The 18,946-nt window shown below is 55.6% G+C and carries 1 protein-coding gene (running past one end of the window); it reads left to right on the plus strand.

Annotated elements, in window-relative coordinates; genetic code table 11:
- Positions 1 to 18,946, plus strand: the start of a protein-coding gene (locus tag LQV63_RS02780) for a non-ribosomal peptide synthase/polyketide synthase (RefSeq protein ID WP_233695545.1). Its footprint extends 22,379 nt past the window's final position; the window shows 18,946 of its 41,325 coding nt (coding positions 1-18,946); the start codon lies at positions 1 to 3; the stop codon falls past the right edge of the window.

The raw sequence follows: 18,946 nt of genomic DNA on the forward strand, positions 1-18,946 counted from the left end.
ATGTCAAATATCGGAAAAGAAGCACAATTAACTATGCAACATACTTGGACATTGACAGAAGCGCAACGAAGAGTATGGTACATGGAACTGCTCAATCCCAATACGACGGTTGCCACTTTGAACAGTTTGCTTACCTTAAAGGGAACGATTATCGAAGACATGATCATACAAGCATTGCAGATGCTGGCTCTTCGGCATGATTCCCTGCGGATGCGCTTAAAACAGATGGATGGTCAGGAGCCGCAAATCTATGTTGTTCCCTTCGAACCCTTCCATGTCGATAAGATGGATGTGAGAGAGGAAGAGTCCGCAGCATGGCAGGAGGTCGTCGATTTTCGTTCACGTCTGCCCTTCACTCTATTTGATGCGCCATTATTTGAATTTACGTTGTTCCGGACAGGAGAGATGGAGGCCAAATTGTTTTTGAAAATTCACCACGTGATTGCAGACGGTTATTCCTTGAACCTGTTAGGGAACGAAATCATCCAAAATTATATGTCCTTGTTACGCAACGAGGAGCTCACGGCGGAAAAAGCGCCCTCTTTTACAGAACTGCTTTCTAGTGAGGAGACTTATCTTACATCTTCCCGCTTTCTCAAAGACAAAGCATACTGGGACAAAGAATTCAGTTCGCTGCCTCCAATCACACGGTTGGTTAGTTCCGAACGCGAAGCCCAGACTGCCAGCAGTTTAGCCGCATATAGCCAATACCGGATCCCCTCATCCGCATGCCAAGAAATTCACCAATTTTGTGAACAACAGCAAGTTTCTGCCTTCAACTTGTTTGTAACGGCATTATGCCTGTATCTCGCCCGGATTTGTGGAGAAGAAGAAGTTGTGCTGGGAACCATGTATGCCAATAGAACGTCCATGGAGCAAAAAACGATGGTAGGCATGCTCGTCAGTACAACTCCTTTTCGCTTGAGCGTGGATGCTTCTTTGTCATTCGCTGATCTCTTAAAGCAGGTGAAAATGAAGCAGGGTGAGCTGATCCGGCATCAGAAATACCCCTTCAATCGGATTGTGCCTGAACTCCGTGAACGATTTAGCTTTACGGAATCCTTGCTGCCCATTTTTTTTAATTATCATCCGTTGGCATGGGATACTCTTCCGGAGGATGCTCCCATTCAGTATGACACGTTACCTCTCGGAAATGGTCACCAGGATAATGAATTAACCGTCCATATACGTGAAAATGTAAAAACCGGTGAGATGGCTATTCAAATCGATTATTTGACCGATTTATTCGCGGCGGAAGACATGGACCGCTTATTTTCCAGATTGATGCATGTCCTTCGGGAAGGAATGGCTGCACCTTTGCAGGCGGTAGAACGACTACAAGTATTACCGCCGGAGGAACGCCATGAGATCCTACAAGCCTTTAGCCCGGGACACCATATGGTGCAACAGCCTGACGGTCTGCTGCACGAGCTGTTCGAGGAGCAGGCTGCGAAGACGCCGGAGCGGATGGCTGTTCTATCAGGACTGGACGGCTCATCACTGACCTACGGCCAATTGAATGAACGCGCCAACAAGCTGGCCCGCACCCTGATCAATCTGGGGATTGGGATGGGCCAACCCGTGGCGATTCTCGGGGAACGGTCGCCGAGAATTGTAACGGCTGTTCTTGCTGTCCTTAAGGCGGGAGGGGCGTTCGTACCTTTGGATCACTCTTTGCCTTCCGATCGGCTGGCTTATATGCTGGCGGATAGCGGAGCCGGCATTTTGTTGACGGCTGATTCTGTTGCCTTTCCTGTGCCTGATGCGTGCGGGGTCATCGATTTGCGTCAGGAGGAATGCTACGCCGATGACGCTACGAATCTACACCTTCACTGCCGACCGGAACAGCTCGCTTATCTCATCTATACGTCAGGGACGACTGGGAAGCCCAAAGGGGTTATGGTGGAACACCAGAGCTGGATTCAGACTGCCTGCTCATGGCGTCAAGAGTATAGGCTGGAAGAGATGGAGGTGCGGCTGCTGCAATTAGCCAGCTTCTCTTTTGACGTGTTTGCCGGCGATCTGGCCAGAACACTGCCAAACGGGGGAATGATGGTCTTCTGCCCGGACGAGGTCCGGCTTCAGCTGCCCCGGCTCCAGCAGATGATCGTCGAATGCGGCATTACGCTGTTGGAGTCGACGCCTGCACTGCTAGTGCCGCTCATGGATTACATTTATGAACACCGTTTGAGCACCGGCCGGCTGGAACTGCTGATCTTGGGCTCGGACCGTCTTGCAGCTGAAGACTTCCGGCGGGTGTACCGGCGGTTTGGCTCCGTCATGCGCATCCTCAACAGCTATGGGGTGACGGAGGCATGCATCGATGCGTCTTATTATGAAGTGGAACAGGGGAGTCAGCCGCCTAAGGAAGGGAATGTGCCAATCGGCAGGCCGCTTCCCCATGTCAAGCTGTACGTGCTGGGACGGGGCGGAACCCTCCAGCCGGTAGGCGTGCCCGGGGAACTGTGTATCGGAGGAGAAGGAGTAGCCCGGGGCTACCTGAATAGGCCTGATCTGTCGAGTGAGCGCTTTGCCGAAGACCCTTATGCGGCTGGCGGACGGATCTATCGCACCGGAGACCAGGCCCGCTGGCTGCCGGATGGAAATTTGCAATTTCTCGGACGGCTGGACGATCAACTCAGTATCCGCGGATACCGGGTCGAGCCGGGCGAGATTGAAGCGCAGTTGTTGCAGTTCGTAGGCATCCGTGAGGCAGTGGTTGCCGTAATGCCCGATCTGCAGGGAGAGCCTGTGCTTTGTGCATATTACACGGGCGAGGCCGAATTGGAGATCGCGGAGATGCGGGCATACCTATCTTCGATGCTGCCAGACTACATGGTGCCATCCGTATATATGAAGCTGGAGCGGCTACCCTTGACGTCGAATAGCAAGGTGGACCGTAAAGCTTTGCCGAAACCCGATGCAATTGCATCCCGCAAAGAATACATTCGTCCAACAACAGACGCCGAGCAGAGAATGGCGTCACTGTGGCAAGGGGTCTTGAACAAGGGCTCCGTGGGACTCCATGACAATTTCTTTGAGCTCGGGGGCCATTCGCTTAAAGCGATGACGCTGCTGACGCGCATACATCAGGAGTTCCAGTCCGAGATCGGCTTGCGCGACATATTTCAGACAACCAATCTGAAGACACTGACCCAAGCAGTCACTTCGGCAGCCGGACGTGCCTATGAGGCTCTCCTTCCTGCATCGGAGCAGGCTTATTATCCGCTGTCGTCGGCGCAGAAGCGGTTGTATGTGCTGCAACAGCTGGATGAGGCAGGTCTTAGTTACAATATGCCGGCCGTGTTCCAACTGGAAGGTCGATTGGATAAGGCGCGTCTCGAAGCGGCATTGCAGTCGCTGATCACCCGTCATGAGGCGCTGCGCACCTCGTTTACGGTCGTGGGCGGCGAGCCCATGCAGCAGGTCCAGCACCAGGTTTCATTTTCCGTATCCTGCGAGGAAGCGGAAGAAGGGCAAGCGGATAAGCAGATCCGGGCATTCATCCGCCCGTTTGATCTCGGCGTGGCCCCGCTGCTGCGCACGAAGGTGATTCAACTCGGAGAAGAACGCCATCTGCTCTTGTTCGATATGCATCATATTATCTCGGACGGAATTTCCGTTCAAATCCTAACGGAAGAAATGGCCGCCTTGTATGCCGGAGAAGAGCTGAACCCGCTGCGGCTGCAGTATAAAGACTATGCGGTATGGCAGCAGGGATACAGGCAGTCGCAGGCCTATGCGAAGCAGGAAGCGTATTGGCTTAAGGAACTGGCCGGCGAGCTGCCGGTGCTGAGCCTTCCGGCTGATTATCCGCGCCCTGCGATGCGCAGCATCGAGGGCGGCCGGGCGGACTTCGAACTGGAAGGCGGGTTGGCGGAGGGTGTCCGCAAGTTGGCACAGGAGAGCGGCAGTACGGTGTACATGGTGCTGCTGGCAGTATATAGCACGCTGCTGTCGCGACTTAGCGGGCAAGAGGAGCTCATCATTGGCACGCCGGTGGCGGGCCGCCCGCATGCCGACCTCGCAAGCATGCTCGGCATGTTTGTAAATACGGTGGCGCTGCGCACGCATCCAGCCGGGGAAAAACGTTTTTCCGTCTATCTGCAGGAGGTCCGCCAGACGGCGCTGTCTGCTTTTGAACATGGGGATTTTCCGTTTGAGGAACTGGTGGAACAAGTCGTGCGGCAGCGCGACACAAGCCGCAATCCGATCTTCGACGCGATGCTCGTGCTGCAAAATACCGAACACGCGGTGTTAGAGCTCCCAGGTGTAGGTCTTTCTCCATACCCATTTGACTACACTGCGTCTAAATTCGACCTGACACTCACCGTTACAGAGCAGGCCGGGGGCTTCTCCTTCAGTTGGGAATATGCCGCAGCCTTGTTCACTCGCAGCACGATAGAGCGGTGGACTGGCTGTTTCCTGGAGCTACTGCGTCAGGCCATTGATTCTCCAGACTCCCAATTGGGTGAGTATAATTGGGTAACCGATAAGGAAAGACAGCTGCTGCTGGAGCAATTTGCCGGAACTAGAGCAGACTACCGCCCGGAGGTAACGGTGCTCACCTTGTTCGAAGAGCAGGTTGCCCGCACCCCTGATCTGCCGGCGGTTATTTGTGGAGATGAGGAGCTAAGTTACCGTGAACTGAACGAGTGGGCGGAGCAGCTGGGAGCTGTGCTTCGCGCGCAAGGGGTAGGGGCGGAGACGATTGCCGCCGTCATGATCCACCGATCTTGCGCAATGGCGGCGGGCATCCTCGCCGTCTTGAAGGCAGGAGGGGCCTACCTCCCTATCGATCCGGAATTCCCGATGGAACGGATTCGTTATATGCTGGGCGATAGTCATCCCCAAGTTCTGCTGACTTCGATAGAGCACCAGCCTCTCGCAGCGGAGGTAGCCAACCAGATTTCCGTCCTTTACTTCGAAGACAACCCGCTCCGGGAGGTGCCCGCTGAGAGCCTGGAGAGAACAGTCGCACCCGCGCATTTGGCATACGTTATTTATACATCAGGCACTACGGGGGCGTCCAAGGGCGTTATGATCGAACATGGAAGCCTTGCCAATACCATTCAGTGGAAAGCGAACCACTATCAGTTTAGCGCTGGTGACAAGGCGTTGATGTTGAATCCTTTTATTTTTGACTCGTTCGTGACCCACTTTTTTGGTCCCATCGTTTCGGGAGCGGCGGTTGTCCTGTTGAACGCTCAAGACAGCAAAGATCCGTCGGCCATTCGCGAGGCCATCGTGAAGCGCCGAATCACCCATATGCAGAGCCCGCCGAGCTTCTACTCGGCCTTGCTGGAGAGCATGAATCCCGAGGATTGGCGTACGGTGCGCAGCGCGGTATTGGCTGGCGAAGCCGTTGGAATGCCGCTAATCCGCCGTTTGAAGACGATGAATCCCAACATGGAACTGATGAATGAGTACGGCCCGACCGAAAATACCGTGGTGACGACTGCAGTTGAGCTCGAGGAAGAGAAGGCTGTTACCATCGGGCGGCCGATCCCCAATACACGGGTATATATTCTTACCCCTCAAGGGCTGCTCACTCCGCTCGGCGTACCGGGCGAGCTGTGCATTGCCGGCTCCGGTGTGGCGCGCGGTTATGTAAACCAGCCGCAGCTAACGGCAGGCAAGTTCACTTCGGATCCGTTCGTATCGGGCGAGCGAATGTACCGAACCGGAGACTGGGCCCGTTGGTTGCCGGATGGAACTTTGGAATATTGGGGAAGAATCGATCACCAGGTCAAAATTCGCGGCAACCGGATTGAGCTAGGGGAGATTGAGGCCCATCTATTGACGCTTCCCGACATTAGAGAGGCAGCCGTTGCGGTTGTGGAAGAAGCGGAGAATAACCTTAGTCTGTGCGCTTACTTTGTAGCGGACCGGGATTATTCAGTAAAAGAGCTGCGGACGGCGCTTGGCAGAACGCTGCCGCCTTACATGATTCCCGCCTACTTCATTCCGATGGAGCAGATGCCTCTGACAGCCAACGGAAAATTGAACCGGCGGGCGTTGCCTTTGCCTGACGGCCAATTGGAGAAAGACAGCAGCTACATCGCCCCGCGGAACCTTGCCGAACAGAAGATGGCAGAGGTGTGGCAGGAGGTGCTGGGCGTCCGTCCGTTAGGCGTGCGGGATGATTTTTTTGAACGAGGCGGACATTCGTTGAAAGCAACCGTCTTGGTTTCGCGCATCCAAAAGCAACTGCAGGCCGACGTCACGCTACGGGATCTATTCCAGTATCCAACCGTGGAGACATTGACTGAAGTTATAGCTTCCCGACAGAATAAGGCATTTCAGGGACTTGAGCCGGCTGATTCGCAGGAGCATTATCCGCTTACCTCCGCACAGAAGCGGTTGTATGTGCTCCAGCAGCTTGAGGGAGCGGAGATCAGTTACAACATGCCTGCCGTTCTTCGAATGGAGGGTGTGCTGAACCGGATGCTCTTGGAAGCGTCCCTGCAGCAGCTGGTCACACGTCATGAATCGCTGCGCACTTCCTTCGCCAAAGCAGACGGAGAGCCAGTGCAGAGAGTACACGAAAAAGTGAAGCTTGCAGCGGTCTATTGTGAAGCGGAAGAAGCGCAGCTTCACCCGATTATCGCGGACTTTATACGCCCATTCGATCTCAGTCAGGCGCCTCTGCTGCGTGTGAAGGTCGTACGTGTGGAGAGCCAGCTTCATTATGTCCTGTTGGACATGCATCATATCATCTCGGACGGCGTGTCGATGAACATTTTCGTAGAGGAATTTACGAAGCTTTATGCCGGGAAAGAGCTTGCCCCGCTGAGACTGCAGTACAAAGATTATGCGGTGTGGCAGCAGGAATATGTGCTCAGCGATGCTTATCAGATGCAGGAGAGGTATTGGCTCCAGCATTTTGCAGGGGAGCTGCCGGTATTGCAGCTGCCAACCGATTTCGCGCGCCCAGCCTTGCGCAGTTTTGCAGGCGACCGGGTTGATTTCAAGCTGGGAAGAACACTGTCGGAAGCCGTGCAGCAACTGGCGCTGGACAAAGGGGTCACCGTATTTATGGTGTTCTTGGCCGCGTACAGCACCTTGCTGTCCCGTCTGTCCGGCAACGATGAAATAATTGTCGGCTCGCCGGTAGCCGCGCGTCCGCATGCGGATCTGACGGACATGATGGGGATGTTTGTCAACACTCTTGCTTTACGCACCTTCCCTTCCGGACTAAAATCCTTTGCCGAATATCTTGAGGAAATCAAGCAAACGGCGCTGGATGCCTTTGAGCATGGAGAGTATCCTTTCGAGGAACTGGTAGACCGTGTTGTCAGCCAGCGGGACATGAGCCGGAACCCTCTGTTCGATGCTGTATTCGTGCTTCAAAACACGGAAAACTTGCAGTTGGATCTCCCTGGCTTGAAGGTAGAGTCTTGTCCATTTGCCGATACGCAGGCCAAGTTTGACCTTACCTTGATGGTAACCGAGAGTGCGGAGGGCTATCACGGCTCGTTGGAGTTCACTACAGCCTTATTCACACGGGTAACCATCGAACGGTGGGCCGGCCATTTGACGGAACTGCTGGATCATGTGGCTTCTGAACCGGATACGCCCCTTGCAGAAGCCAGATTAATAAGCGGGGGAGAACAGCTTAGCCAGCTGATGAAATACAGCGGTTTGCCTGTCGAAGGCCTGCTCCTGCCTCGAACGACGATTCATCAGCGTTTCGAAGAAATGGCTTGTCTCTATCCGGATCGGACGGCCATCGTGTGTGGCGATCGACAACTCACTTATGCGGAGTTACAGCTTCAAGCGAGTCATGTGACCGGCAGACTGCTGAGGGAAGGAATGCGGCCACGGGCAGCTGTTGCCATTCTGGCGGAGCGCTCGATCGAATTTATCGTTGCTGTCCTGGGAATTCTGCAGGCGGGCGGAGCCTATGTGCCTCTGGATCCGGAAGCTCCCGAGGAGCGTCACCTGTATATACTGGGCGACTGCGGCGCGGAGTTCCTGCTGGCTGTACAGAAGTTCAAAGTGCCGGAGTCTTACCCGGGGACGGTCATCATGCTTGATGACGGGACTCTTCCAGATGAAGCGTTAGAGGTGTTGGGGCGCGAAGAAGTACAGGCGTGCAGTTTCGATGATCCGGCTTATATCCTGTATACCTCGGGCACCACGGGAAGACCTAAAGGAGTGCTGGTGACGCATGGAAATGTAATCAACTTGGTGAAAAACAAGGCGTACGTGCCGTTTCATGCCAATCACCGCTTCGCTCAGACCGGTTCGGTAAGCTTTGATGCGGCTACGTTCGAAATATTCGGAGCCCTTCTGCATGGAGGGTCCTTGCATCCGGTTGAGAAAGACGTGCTGCTGGACGCGCGCCGGATGGGGCCGTTTCTGGTAGAGCACGGCATTACGGTCATGTTCTTGACCACATCGCTCTTTCATCATCTGGCCGATGAGGATGCGGGCCTGTTTGCCGGTGTAGAGCATTTGATTATGGGCGGAGAGGTTCTGTCGCCGAAGCATGCTTACGCAGTGAGGGACGCATGTCCGGGGCTTACGATCTGGAACGGATATGGCCCTACCGAAAACACGACTTTCTCGACCTCATTCGCGGTCCACACGACATACGGCGACAATCGCATCCCGATTGGCCGGCCGATCGATGGAACGACAGCCTACGTGCTGAGCGCTCAGGGACAGCTGCTTCCGGTCGGTGTGCCGGGCGAATTGTGCCTTGGGGGCGCCGGGGTAGCCGCAGGCTACTGGAATCTGCCTGAGCTTACGCTGGAAAAGTTCAAACCGGATCCCTTTATTGAAGGCGGGAGGATGTATAAAACAGGAGATTTGGCACGCTGGCTGCCAGATGGAACACTTGAATATTGGGGGAGAATCGATCAGCAGGTCAAAATTCGGGGCTATCGGATTGAACTCGGTGAGATCGAAGCGCGCCTGCAGCTTCATGCGGACATTCGCCAAGCGGCTGTAGTGACTTGGACAGAGCGGCCGGGAAGCGAGGTTTTGTGCGCTTACTATGTCGGCGGCAAGCGCCTGGAAGCGGTCGAATTGAGAAATCACCTGAGCATCGCTTTACCCGAATATATGGTTCCTGCGTATTTCGTCCATCTGCCGGAACTGCCGCTTACGAGAAATGGCAAGCTGGATCGGATGGCGTTGCCGGAGCCTAAAGACGACATGGCAGCGGCTTCCCAATATATAGCTCCTCGAACAGCCACGGAAGCTCTGCTTGCCAAGCTTTGGCAGGAGGTATTGCACGTAGCGCAAGTAGGGATCCGTGACAACTTCTTTGAACTCGGAGGCCATTCTCTGAGAGCGATGATATTAGTATCGCGCATACATCAGGCGATGAGTATACACATCGCCATCCGGGACGTATTCCGGTTCCCGACCGTTGAAGCCATGGCGCTGACCGTGGACGGGAGAGCTGCAGACGTGTATGAAGGCCTGCAACCTGCCGGGCAGCGGGAATACTACCCCCTGTCCTCTGCACAGAGGAGACTATATGTTCTGCAGCAGCTCGAAGGAGCGGAGCGAAGCTACAATATACCCGCAGCGATGCTCCTTGAGGGACAATTGGACCTTGCAAGATTGGAATTTGCCTTGAAGGAACTGGGAGCACGCCATGAAGTCCTTCGAACACGTTTTGAGCTTGTAAATGGCGAACCGGTACAGAAAATTTGCCCGGAGGTTGATTTTGCGCTGTCTTTCCGCAATTCCGGGGAGATGCAGCTTGAAGAAATCATCCAGAATTTCATTCGTCCTTTCGATCTGAGCCAAGCGCCGCTTCTGCGCATCCAATTGGTCAAGCTGACGGATGTACGGCATCTGTTGTTGTTTGATATGCATCATATCATTTCCGACGGCACATCCATGGGGATTTTCATTAAGGAAATGACAAGGCTGTATATGGGCGAGAGTTTGCCGCCGCTATCCCTTCAATATAAGGATTATGCAGTGTGGCAGAACACAAATGAACATTCCGAGGCGTACAACCGACACAAAGAATACTGGCTGGAACAGCTTGGCGGCGAACTTCCAATCCTCTCCTTGCCGTTTGATTTTACTCGTCCGCCGGTACAAAGCTTTGAGGGAAGCCACCTGGATTTCATCATTGATGCGGAGTTGACCGGCAAATTGCGCAAGCTCGCGCAGAACACAGGGACTACCTTATTCATGGTGCTGCTTTCAGCTTATAGCTTGTTTCTGGCAAGAACATCCGGACAGGATGATATCATTGTTGGAACGCCTGTTGCAGGCCGTCCTCATGCCGATCTGTCCAATCTTTTGGGTATGTTCGTGAACACATTGGCCATCAGATCGATGCCTTCCAGGGAGAAAACATTTGCGGATTATCTTGAAGAAGTCAAAGAGATTTCCATTGCAGCGTTTGAACACGCGGATTACCCGTTTGAAGAACTCGTCGAGCAGGTGGTCCAGCACCGGGATATCAGCCGCAACCCGATCTTTGACGTCATGTTCGCTTTGCAGAACATGGAACAATCCGAGCTGCAGATGCAGGATGTCGAGGTATCTCCCTATGAACTGGAGAATCCCACTTCGAAATTCGACTTGTCCTTGTTAATCAGCGAACGGGGAGATCAGCTGCATTGCAGTCTGGAGTACACCACAGCTCTGTTTGAACTTGGCACCATAGAACGTTGGCAAGAAACTTTCATCCAATTGCTGCAGCATGCGGTTGCTGAACCGGGGATTGCACTCGGTAAAGTAAATTTGTTGAGTGAACAAGAACGGAATACGCTGGCAACATGGCATGACGGACCTGCCATGGAGCTGCCAAATACAACCCTGCATCAGTTATTCAGAGAACAGGCGGTAAAGACTCCGGACGGCATAGCTTTGGTATTTGGTGAAACCATGCTGACCTATCAAGAGTTGGATCAGCTATCCGATCAAGTCTCGCTTGCTTTGCAACATCGAAATATAGGCATCGGCAGCATTGTCGGCATCATGGCACGCCGATCTCCTTATATGATTATCAGTTTGCTAGGAATTCTTAAAGCAGGGGCAGCCTTGCTTCCTGTGGATCCGTCTTATCCCGCGGACCGGATTGCTTATATGCTGGAGGATTCTCAGGTATCATGCCTGCTCGTCGATTCAGCTCAGACGGACAAGCGCCTTGCGTATGACGGTGAAACGATACTTATCAGCGATATGCTTGCCGCGAATCATGATGTCGGGGTTCCCCGCGAACCGGATCCAGATGAGGTCACGTTGGCCGAAGAGAACGGGCTGCTGGTTTACGTTATTTATACTTCAGGAACTACCGGCAATCCCAAAGGAGTCATGCTGAAGCATAGCAATCTTATCAACCTGGCGCTTTATCAGCATAAGCATACCTCCATCCCCTTTCACAAGAGCGTGCTTCAGTATGCTTCCTACAGCTTTGATGCCAGCTATCAGGAGATTTTCACTACGCTGCTTGCGGGCGGGACGCTTCATGTGGTCGATGAGGAGATGCGTCAGGATCCCTTTGCGCTTTTCCGTTATATCGAGGATCAGGGCATCGAGACGATTTGGCTGCCTACTTCTTTTGTAAAGTTCGTGTGGAATGACCCAGCCTACGAGCCTGTGTGGCCTAAGAGCGTGCGTCACATGATAACAGCAGGCGAGGCTCTGGTCGTCGGAAAGTCACTGCAGCGATATTTGCGCGAGCGAGGGGTGACTCTCCATAATCACTACGGACCTTCAGAGACGCATGTTGCCACTACGTACACGATTATACCGAAGGACATCATGACCGAGCTTCCTCCAATCGGCAGACCTATCAGCAACTCTTCGATTTATATTTTGGATCAGCTGGGTTGCCCGCAACCGATAGGTGTCGCAGGCGAGTTGTACATCGGGGGAGCGTGTGTCGGCGAAGGTTATTTGCAGCAGCCTGAACGGACTCGCGAGAAGTTCGTCCCCGATCCGTTCTCTCCCGGCGAGCGGATGTACAGGACAGGGGATTTGGCCCGCTGGCTGGCAGATGGGAACATCGAGTATCTGGGCCGCATGGATCATCAAGTGAAGATAAGGGGATACAGGATTGAGCTGGGCGAGATCGAAACGCGGCTTCTCGGGGTGAAAGGGATTCGGGAAGCGGCCGTTCTCGTTCTTCGGGACGAGTACGGTAATAATGAGCTGTGCGCCTATATCGCAGGTGAACGCGAGTTTGCGTTTGTTGAACTGCGGGAGGCTCTAGGGACGGTAATGCCGGACTATATGATACCTTCATACTTCGTCCAGCTCGGCCAACTGCCTGTTACACAGAATGGAAAAGTGGACCGCCGGGCACTGCCGAAGCCGGACGGGGCCAGAGCAGGCAAAGGGTATGAGGCTCCGCGAACAAATATGGAAGCCCAGCTCGCGCTGTTGTGGCAGGATGTGCTGGGTGTGGGGCGCGTAGGCATCCATGACAACTTCTTCGAGTTAGGCGGCCATTCTCTGAGGGCGATGACCCTTGCGTCGCGTATTCACCAGACTCTGGATGTGGAAGTTCCATTGCGGCTGTTATTCCAGTCGCCTACGATCGAAGGCTTGGCAGCGGCTCTGGAAGCCGTAACGCGTCAAGTGTATGAAGCGCTGCTGCCTGTGGAGAAGCAGGCATATTATCCGCTGTCCTCTGCTCAAAAACGGCTGTACTTGCTTCAGCAATTGGAGGGTGCGGGACTCAGCTACAATATGCCGGTGGCACTGCAGCTCGAAGGAACGCTGGATAAGGTCCGGCTGGAAGGCGCGCTGCAGGCGCTAATCGGCCGCCATGAGTCGCTGCGCACTTCGTTCATCGTCGTGGATGGCGAGCCGGTGCAGCAGGTGGAGGAGGAACCGGCCTTCCATGTGTTCTATGAGGAGTCGGAGGAAGAGGAAGCCGAGAAGCGAATCCGGGCATTCATCTGCCCGTTCGATCTCGGCCAAGCCCCACTGCTGCGCACGACCGTAGTAAGTCTCGGCGAAGAGCGGCACCTGCTGCTGTTCGATATGCATCATATTATCTCGGACGGCATGTCGATGAACATTTTTATCGAAGAATTTATGAAGCTGTACGCCGGCGAAGAATTAGAGCCGCTGCGGCTGCAGTACAAAGACTACGCCGTCTGGCAGCGGGAATATACTCAGATGCCGGCGTACCACGAGCTGGAAGCTTACTGGCTGGAACAGTTTGCGGGCGAATTGCCAGTGCTGAGCCTGCCGGCCGATCATCCGCGCCAGGTAGTGCGCAGCTTTGAAGGCGGCCAGGTGGACTTCGAATTGGACAGCGAACTTGCGGCGGCGGTGCGCGAGTTGGCCCGCGCGAGCGGCGCTACGGTGTACATGGTGCTGCTGGCAGTATATAGCACGCTGCTGTCGCGTCTTAGCGGGCAGGAGGAGCTTATCGTCGGTTCGCCGGTGGCGGGACGGCCGCACGCCGATCTGGAAGGCATGCTCGGGATGTTCGTGAATACATTGGCGCTGCGCATGTATCCGGCAAGAAGCAAAAGCTTCGCAGTCTATTTACAGGAAGTGAAGCAGACGGCGCTCGGAGCCTTCGAGCACGGGGACTATCCGTTCGAGGAGCTGGTGGAGCGGGTCGTGCGCCGGCGCGACACGAGCCGCAATCCGCTCTTCGACGCGATGCTCGTGCTGCAGAATACAGAGCAAGTGAAGCTGGAGCTTCCCGGCGTGCGCTTATCTTCCTATCCGTTCGACTACAGCGCGGCTAAATTCGATCTGACGCTATCGGTGAGCGAACACGAGAATGGGATGCGCTGCTCACTCGAATATGGTGCCATGTTGTTTGAACGCGAGACGATCGAACGTTGGGCGAATCACTTTACGGAGCTTCTACGTCAGGTTACTACCAATCCGCAGGTAATGCTGGGCAGCGTCAGCTTGCTGGCGGCTGCCGAACAAGAACAGCTATTGGTTCAGTTCAACGACACGAAGGTGACGATTCCTGAAGAGGCAAGCATACCTTCCTTGTTCGAACTGCAGGTGGCGAAGACACCGGACCGTCTGGCGGTCGTATGCGCAGAACAGCGTCTGACCTACCGGGAGCTGGGGGAACAGTCCAACCGTGTCGCCCAATGGCTGCGGGCGCACGGCGTGACGGCCGAAGACCGTGTCGGCGTCCTGATGAACCGTTCGCCGCAGCTGATCGCCGGACTTCTGGGTATCCTGAAAGTCGGTGCCGCTTATGTGCCGATCGATCCCATTCTGCCTGAAGAGCGCATGAAGGGGATGATCCGGGATGCCGGAATGCAGGTTATGCTGACGGATTCGGCACAGCTTGGGATTGTGACAGGCTTGCAGGAGACAGAGCTGCGCCATGTATTGTGTCTGGATGATACATTGACGGAAGAATTGGCCGGGCGGACGGAGCAAGCTGATCAGGCAAGAGACAATGGAGAAGGAGACAAAATAAGCCTCTGCGGAGAAACCATCTCGTTCTCCTCTGCAGAGGAGCTGGCAGGGTATTCTTCCGCGCCCGTTGGCGTGGAGATAAAACCATCCGGCAGCGCGTATGTCATCTACACCTCCGGAACGACCGGCACGCCGAAAGGAGTGGTCGTGGAGCACCGGAACGTGGTGAATTTCATCTCGGGGATGATTCGCGAGCTTCCTTTCGGGACGCATGCTTCGATGCTGTGCGTTACGACCGCGTCCTTTGACATCTTCGTCACGGAGAGCTGGGTGCCGCTCAGCTGCGGCATGCAGATCGTCCTCGCAAGCGAAGAAGCGCAGCAGGATCCGGTCCTGCTGGCGGAACTGTTGAGTCAGCATCCGGTGCATATGATGCAGACGACGCCTTCGCGGCTGATGCTGCTGCTCGGCGATGCGCAAAGCGCGGCGCAGCTGCGGAACGTCCAGACGCTGCTGGTCGGCGGGGAAGCTTTCCCTTCCTCCCTGTATGGGCAGCTGAAGGAACGTACGGATGCGGCGCTGTACAACATGTACGGGCCGACGGAAACGACTGTCTGGTCTACGTTTGAATCCCTTGAAGGGGAAGAACGGATCGGCATCGGACGGCCGATGGCGAACACACAGGTGTATGTGGTGAATGAAGCACTGCAGCTGCAGCCCGTTGGCGTAGTCGGCGAACTGTGCATCGGCGGCGCCGGAGTCGCCCGCGGATACTGGGCGCGTCCGGAACTGACGGCTGAGAAATTTGTGGACAGCCCGTTTGTGTCTGGAGAGAGGCTGTACCGGACCGGAGATTTGGCACGCTGGCTGCCTGACGGCCGGCTGGAGCATCTGGGGCGGATCGACCATCAGGTGAAGATCCGGGGGCACCGGATTGAACTCAGTGAGATCGAAGCCCGGCTGCTGCAAATCCCGGGCGTAATCGAAGCCGTTGTGACTGCAGCAGAAATGGGTGCGGACACGCAGGAACTGTGCGCTTATGTGACAGGCGACCGTCCGCTTGCGGCGGCCGAGCTGCGTACCGCCCTGACCGTATCGCTGCCATCGTATATGCTTCCGACGCACTTCATGCAGCTGGAAGAGCTGCCGCTGACGCCGAATGGCAAAGTGGACCGCCGGGCGCTGCCGAAGCCGTTGGGAAGCGGAGCGGCAGCCGGATACACAGCGCCGCGAACCGAAGCGGAAGCGCAGCTGGCGCTAATGTGGCAGGAGGTGCTGGGCGTCGATCGTGTAGGCATCCACGATAACTTCTTCGAGCTGGGCGGCCATTCCTTGAAGGCCATGACGCTCGTATCGCGGATTCACCAGGCGTTGGACGCAGAGCTGGCGCTGAGGCAGCTGTTCCTCTCGCCGACGGTCGAAGGGCTGGCGGCTGCGCTGGGCGCGGCGGATGGCAGCACGGCATATAAAGCGTTGGCCCCGGCAGACGAGCGGGCGCATTACCCGCTGTCCTCGGCCCAAAAACGGCTGTACGTCTTGCAGCAGCTGGAGGGGGCTGAGCTGAGCTACAACATGCCGGTGGCGCTGCGTCTCGAAGGAGCGCTGGATCGGGTACGGCTGGAAGCGGCGCTGCAAGCGCTCATCGCCCGCCATGAATCGCTGCGCACTTCGTTTGCCGTCGTGGACGGCGAGCCGGTGCAGCGGGTGCAAGAGGAGTGGACCTTCTGCGTGTCCTATGAGGAAGCGGAGGAAGGGGAAGCCGAGGAGCGAATCCGGGCATTCCTCCGCCCGTTTGACCTTGGAGAGGCTCCGCTGCTGCGTACGACCGTCATACGTCTCGGCGAAGCGCGGCACTTGCTGCTGCTGGATATGCACCATATTATTTCGGACGGCACGTCGATAGGCATTATGGTAGACCAATTTGTGAAGCTGTACGCGGGCGAGGCATTGGAGCCGCTGCAGCTTCAGTACAAAGATTATGCGGTATGGCAGCAGGAACACTACGCCGACAGCCGGGCGTACGAGCAATTGGAAAAGTACTGGGTGGACCAGTTTGCGGGTGAACTGCCTGTGCTGAGCCTGCCGGCCGATCGTTCCCGTCCGGCCGCACGCAGCTTCGAAGGCGGCCGGGTGGACGTTGAGCTGGATGGCGATCTTGCGGCGGCCTTGCGCGAGCTGGCCCGCACGAGCGGCGCTACGGTATACATGGTGCTGCTGGCCGCCTACAGCACGCTGCTGGCGCGGCTTAGCGGGCAGGAAGAAGTCATTGTCGGTTCGCCGGTGGCGGGCCGGCCGCATGCGGATCTAGAGGGCATGCTGGGGATGTTCGTAAACACGTTGGCGCTGCGGACGTACCCGGCCGGGGATAAGAGCTTTGCCGCCTATCTGCAGGAAGTGAGGCAGACGGCGCTTGGAGCCTTCGAGCATGGGAACTATCCGTTCGAGGAACTGGTGGAACGGGTGGTGCGGCAGCGCGACACGAGCCGCAATCCGATCTTCGATGCGATGCTCGTGCTGCAGAACATGGATCAGGCGGAGCTTGAGCTCCCCGATCTCCAGTTGACTCCGTATCTTATGGAGGACACGATAGCCAAGTTTGACTTGACGCTCATCGTAACCGAGCAGCGGGAGGGCTTTTCCTGCAGCTGGGAATATTCAGCCGCTTTATTTACAAAAGAGACTATCAGACGTTGGGCGGAACATTTTACAGAGCTTCTGCGCCATGTGTCGAGCCAGCCTGAAGCGGCATTGGGAGCAGTCCTTCTGCTGACAGCAGCGCAGGAGCGTCAATTGATGCAGGAGTTTAATCCGGCCCGGATAGATCTTGTCAGCAGCAAGACACTACTCGAGTTATTCGAAGAACAAGTGCTGCGGCATCCGGACCGTACGGCAGTCGTTTTCGACAACCATGAAATGAGTTATGCCGAACTGAATGATCGTGCCAGCCGTCTTGCTCAGACGCTGAAGCAGCGAGGCGCCAGACCCGAGGACATTGTCGGCGTTCTCGTGACCCGCTCTGCCTGGATGGTTGTGGCTGTATTGGCAGTCTGGAAATCGGGCGGTGCCTATTTGCCGCTGGATGCCGATTATCCAGCCGAACGGATTGCGTATATGCTCGAAGAAAGCGGGGCCCGCCTGCTTCTGACAGAGCGGGAGTACGGCGAGGAATGGGAGGCAGCATATGACGTTTTATACTTGGAAGTCGATGCTGCAGCAGTTACAGAAGGTATTTCACTGCAACTGCCCATGCCCCAACATTTGGCCTATGTTATTTTTACATCGGGCACGACGGGCAAACCGAAGGGTGTCATGATCGAACATGGACATCTAATGGAGAGAATTTTTGCATGGAACCAAGCTTATAGTCTGAACTCACAGGAAGTCCGGCTGCTGCAGATGGCGAGTTTCTCCTTCGATGTGTTTGTCGAAGATATGGCCCGGACACTTCCTTTCGGAGGGTCGATGGTCATTTGTCCAAGCGAGCTGCGTCTGCAGCCCGCGGCCATAGCTGGATTGATCCGCACGCATGCGATTACGCTGCTTAACTCGACACCGTCCTTAGTGATGTCCATTATGAAATACATCGATGAGCGACAGGTGGACGTACCGTCTCTGCGACTGCTGATTTTGGGCGGCGACCGTTGTCTCAATCCTGATTTTCACTGGCTGCTTGAACGGTTCGGACAGAGGATACGGATTATCAACTGCTATGGGGTAACCGAAGCGACCGTTGACTCTTCCTTCTATGAGTGGACAGGGGCACCGGAACAGTATCCGTTAACACCATCGGGGCACGTACCGATCGGAAAACCGTTTCAGAATGTGAGGCTTTATGTCGTAGATCCTCAACATGGCAAGCTGCAGCCAGTCGGAGTATATGGAGAGCTGTTCATCGGCGGTGCAGGCGTAGGACGCGGATATGTGAACAGACCGCAGCTGTCCGAGGAAAGGTTTATTCCGAGTTCCTTTATGGAAGGAGAACGGTTGTATAGAACCGGGGATCTGGTGCGCTGGTTGCCAGATGGCAGTCTCGAATTTGCCGGACGCAATGACCACCAAGTAAAAATTCGCGGATACCGGATCGAACTGGGAGAGATTGAACAACACCTTGCCGAGCTTGAAGGGGTTACGGAATCGGCAGTCGCCGCTTGGGAGTTGGAGCAGGGGGACCTCGAATTGTGCGCCTATGTGGTCACGAGCGAAGAAACGGAGGTTTCATCCCTGCGTAAGGCCCTGTCTGCACGGCTTCCGGGCTTCATGGTTCCATCGCGCTTCGTACAGCTGGAAGAGCTTCCGCTGACACCGAATGGGAAAGTGGACCGCCGGGCGCTGCCGAAGCCGTCGGGAAGCGGATCCGCTGCTGGATATACAGCGCCGCGAACCGAAGCAGAAGCGAAGCTGGCGCTGTTGTGGCAGGATGTGCTGGGTGTCGGGCGCGTAGGCATCCACGATAACTTCTTCGAGCTGGGAGGCCATTCCTTGAAGGCCATGACGCTCGTATCGCGGATTCACCAGGCGTTGGACGTAGAGCTGCCGCTGAGGCAGCTGTTCCTCGCGCCGACGGTTGAAGGATTGGCGGCTGCGCTGGAAGCGGCGGGTGGCTGCACGTACG

The sequence above is a fragment of the Paenibacillus profundus genome (assembly GCF_021369635.1).
GTDB lineage: Bacteria > Bacillota > Bacilli > Paenibacillales > Paenibacillaceae > Paenibacillus_B > Paenibacillus_B profundus.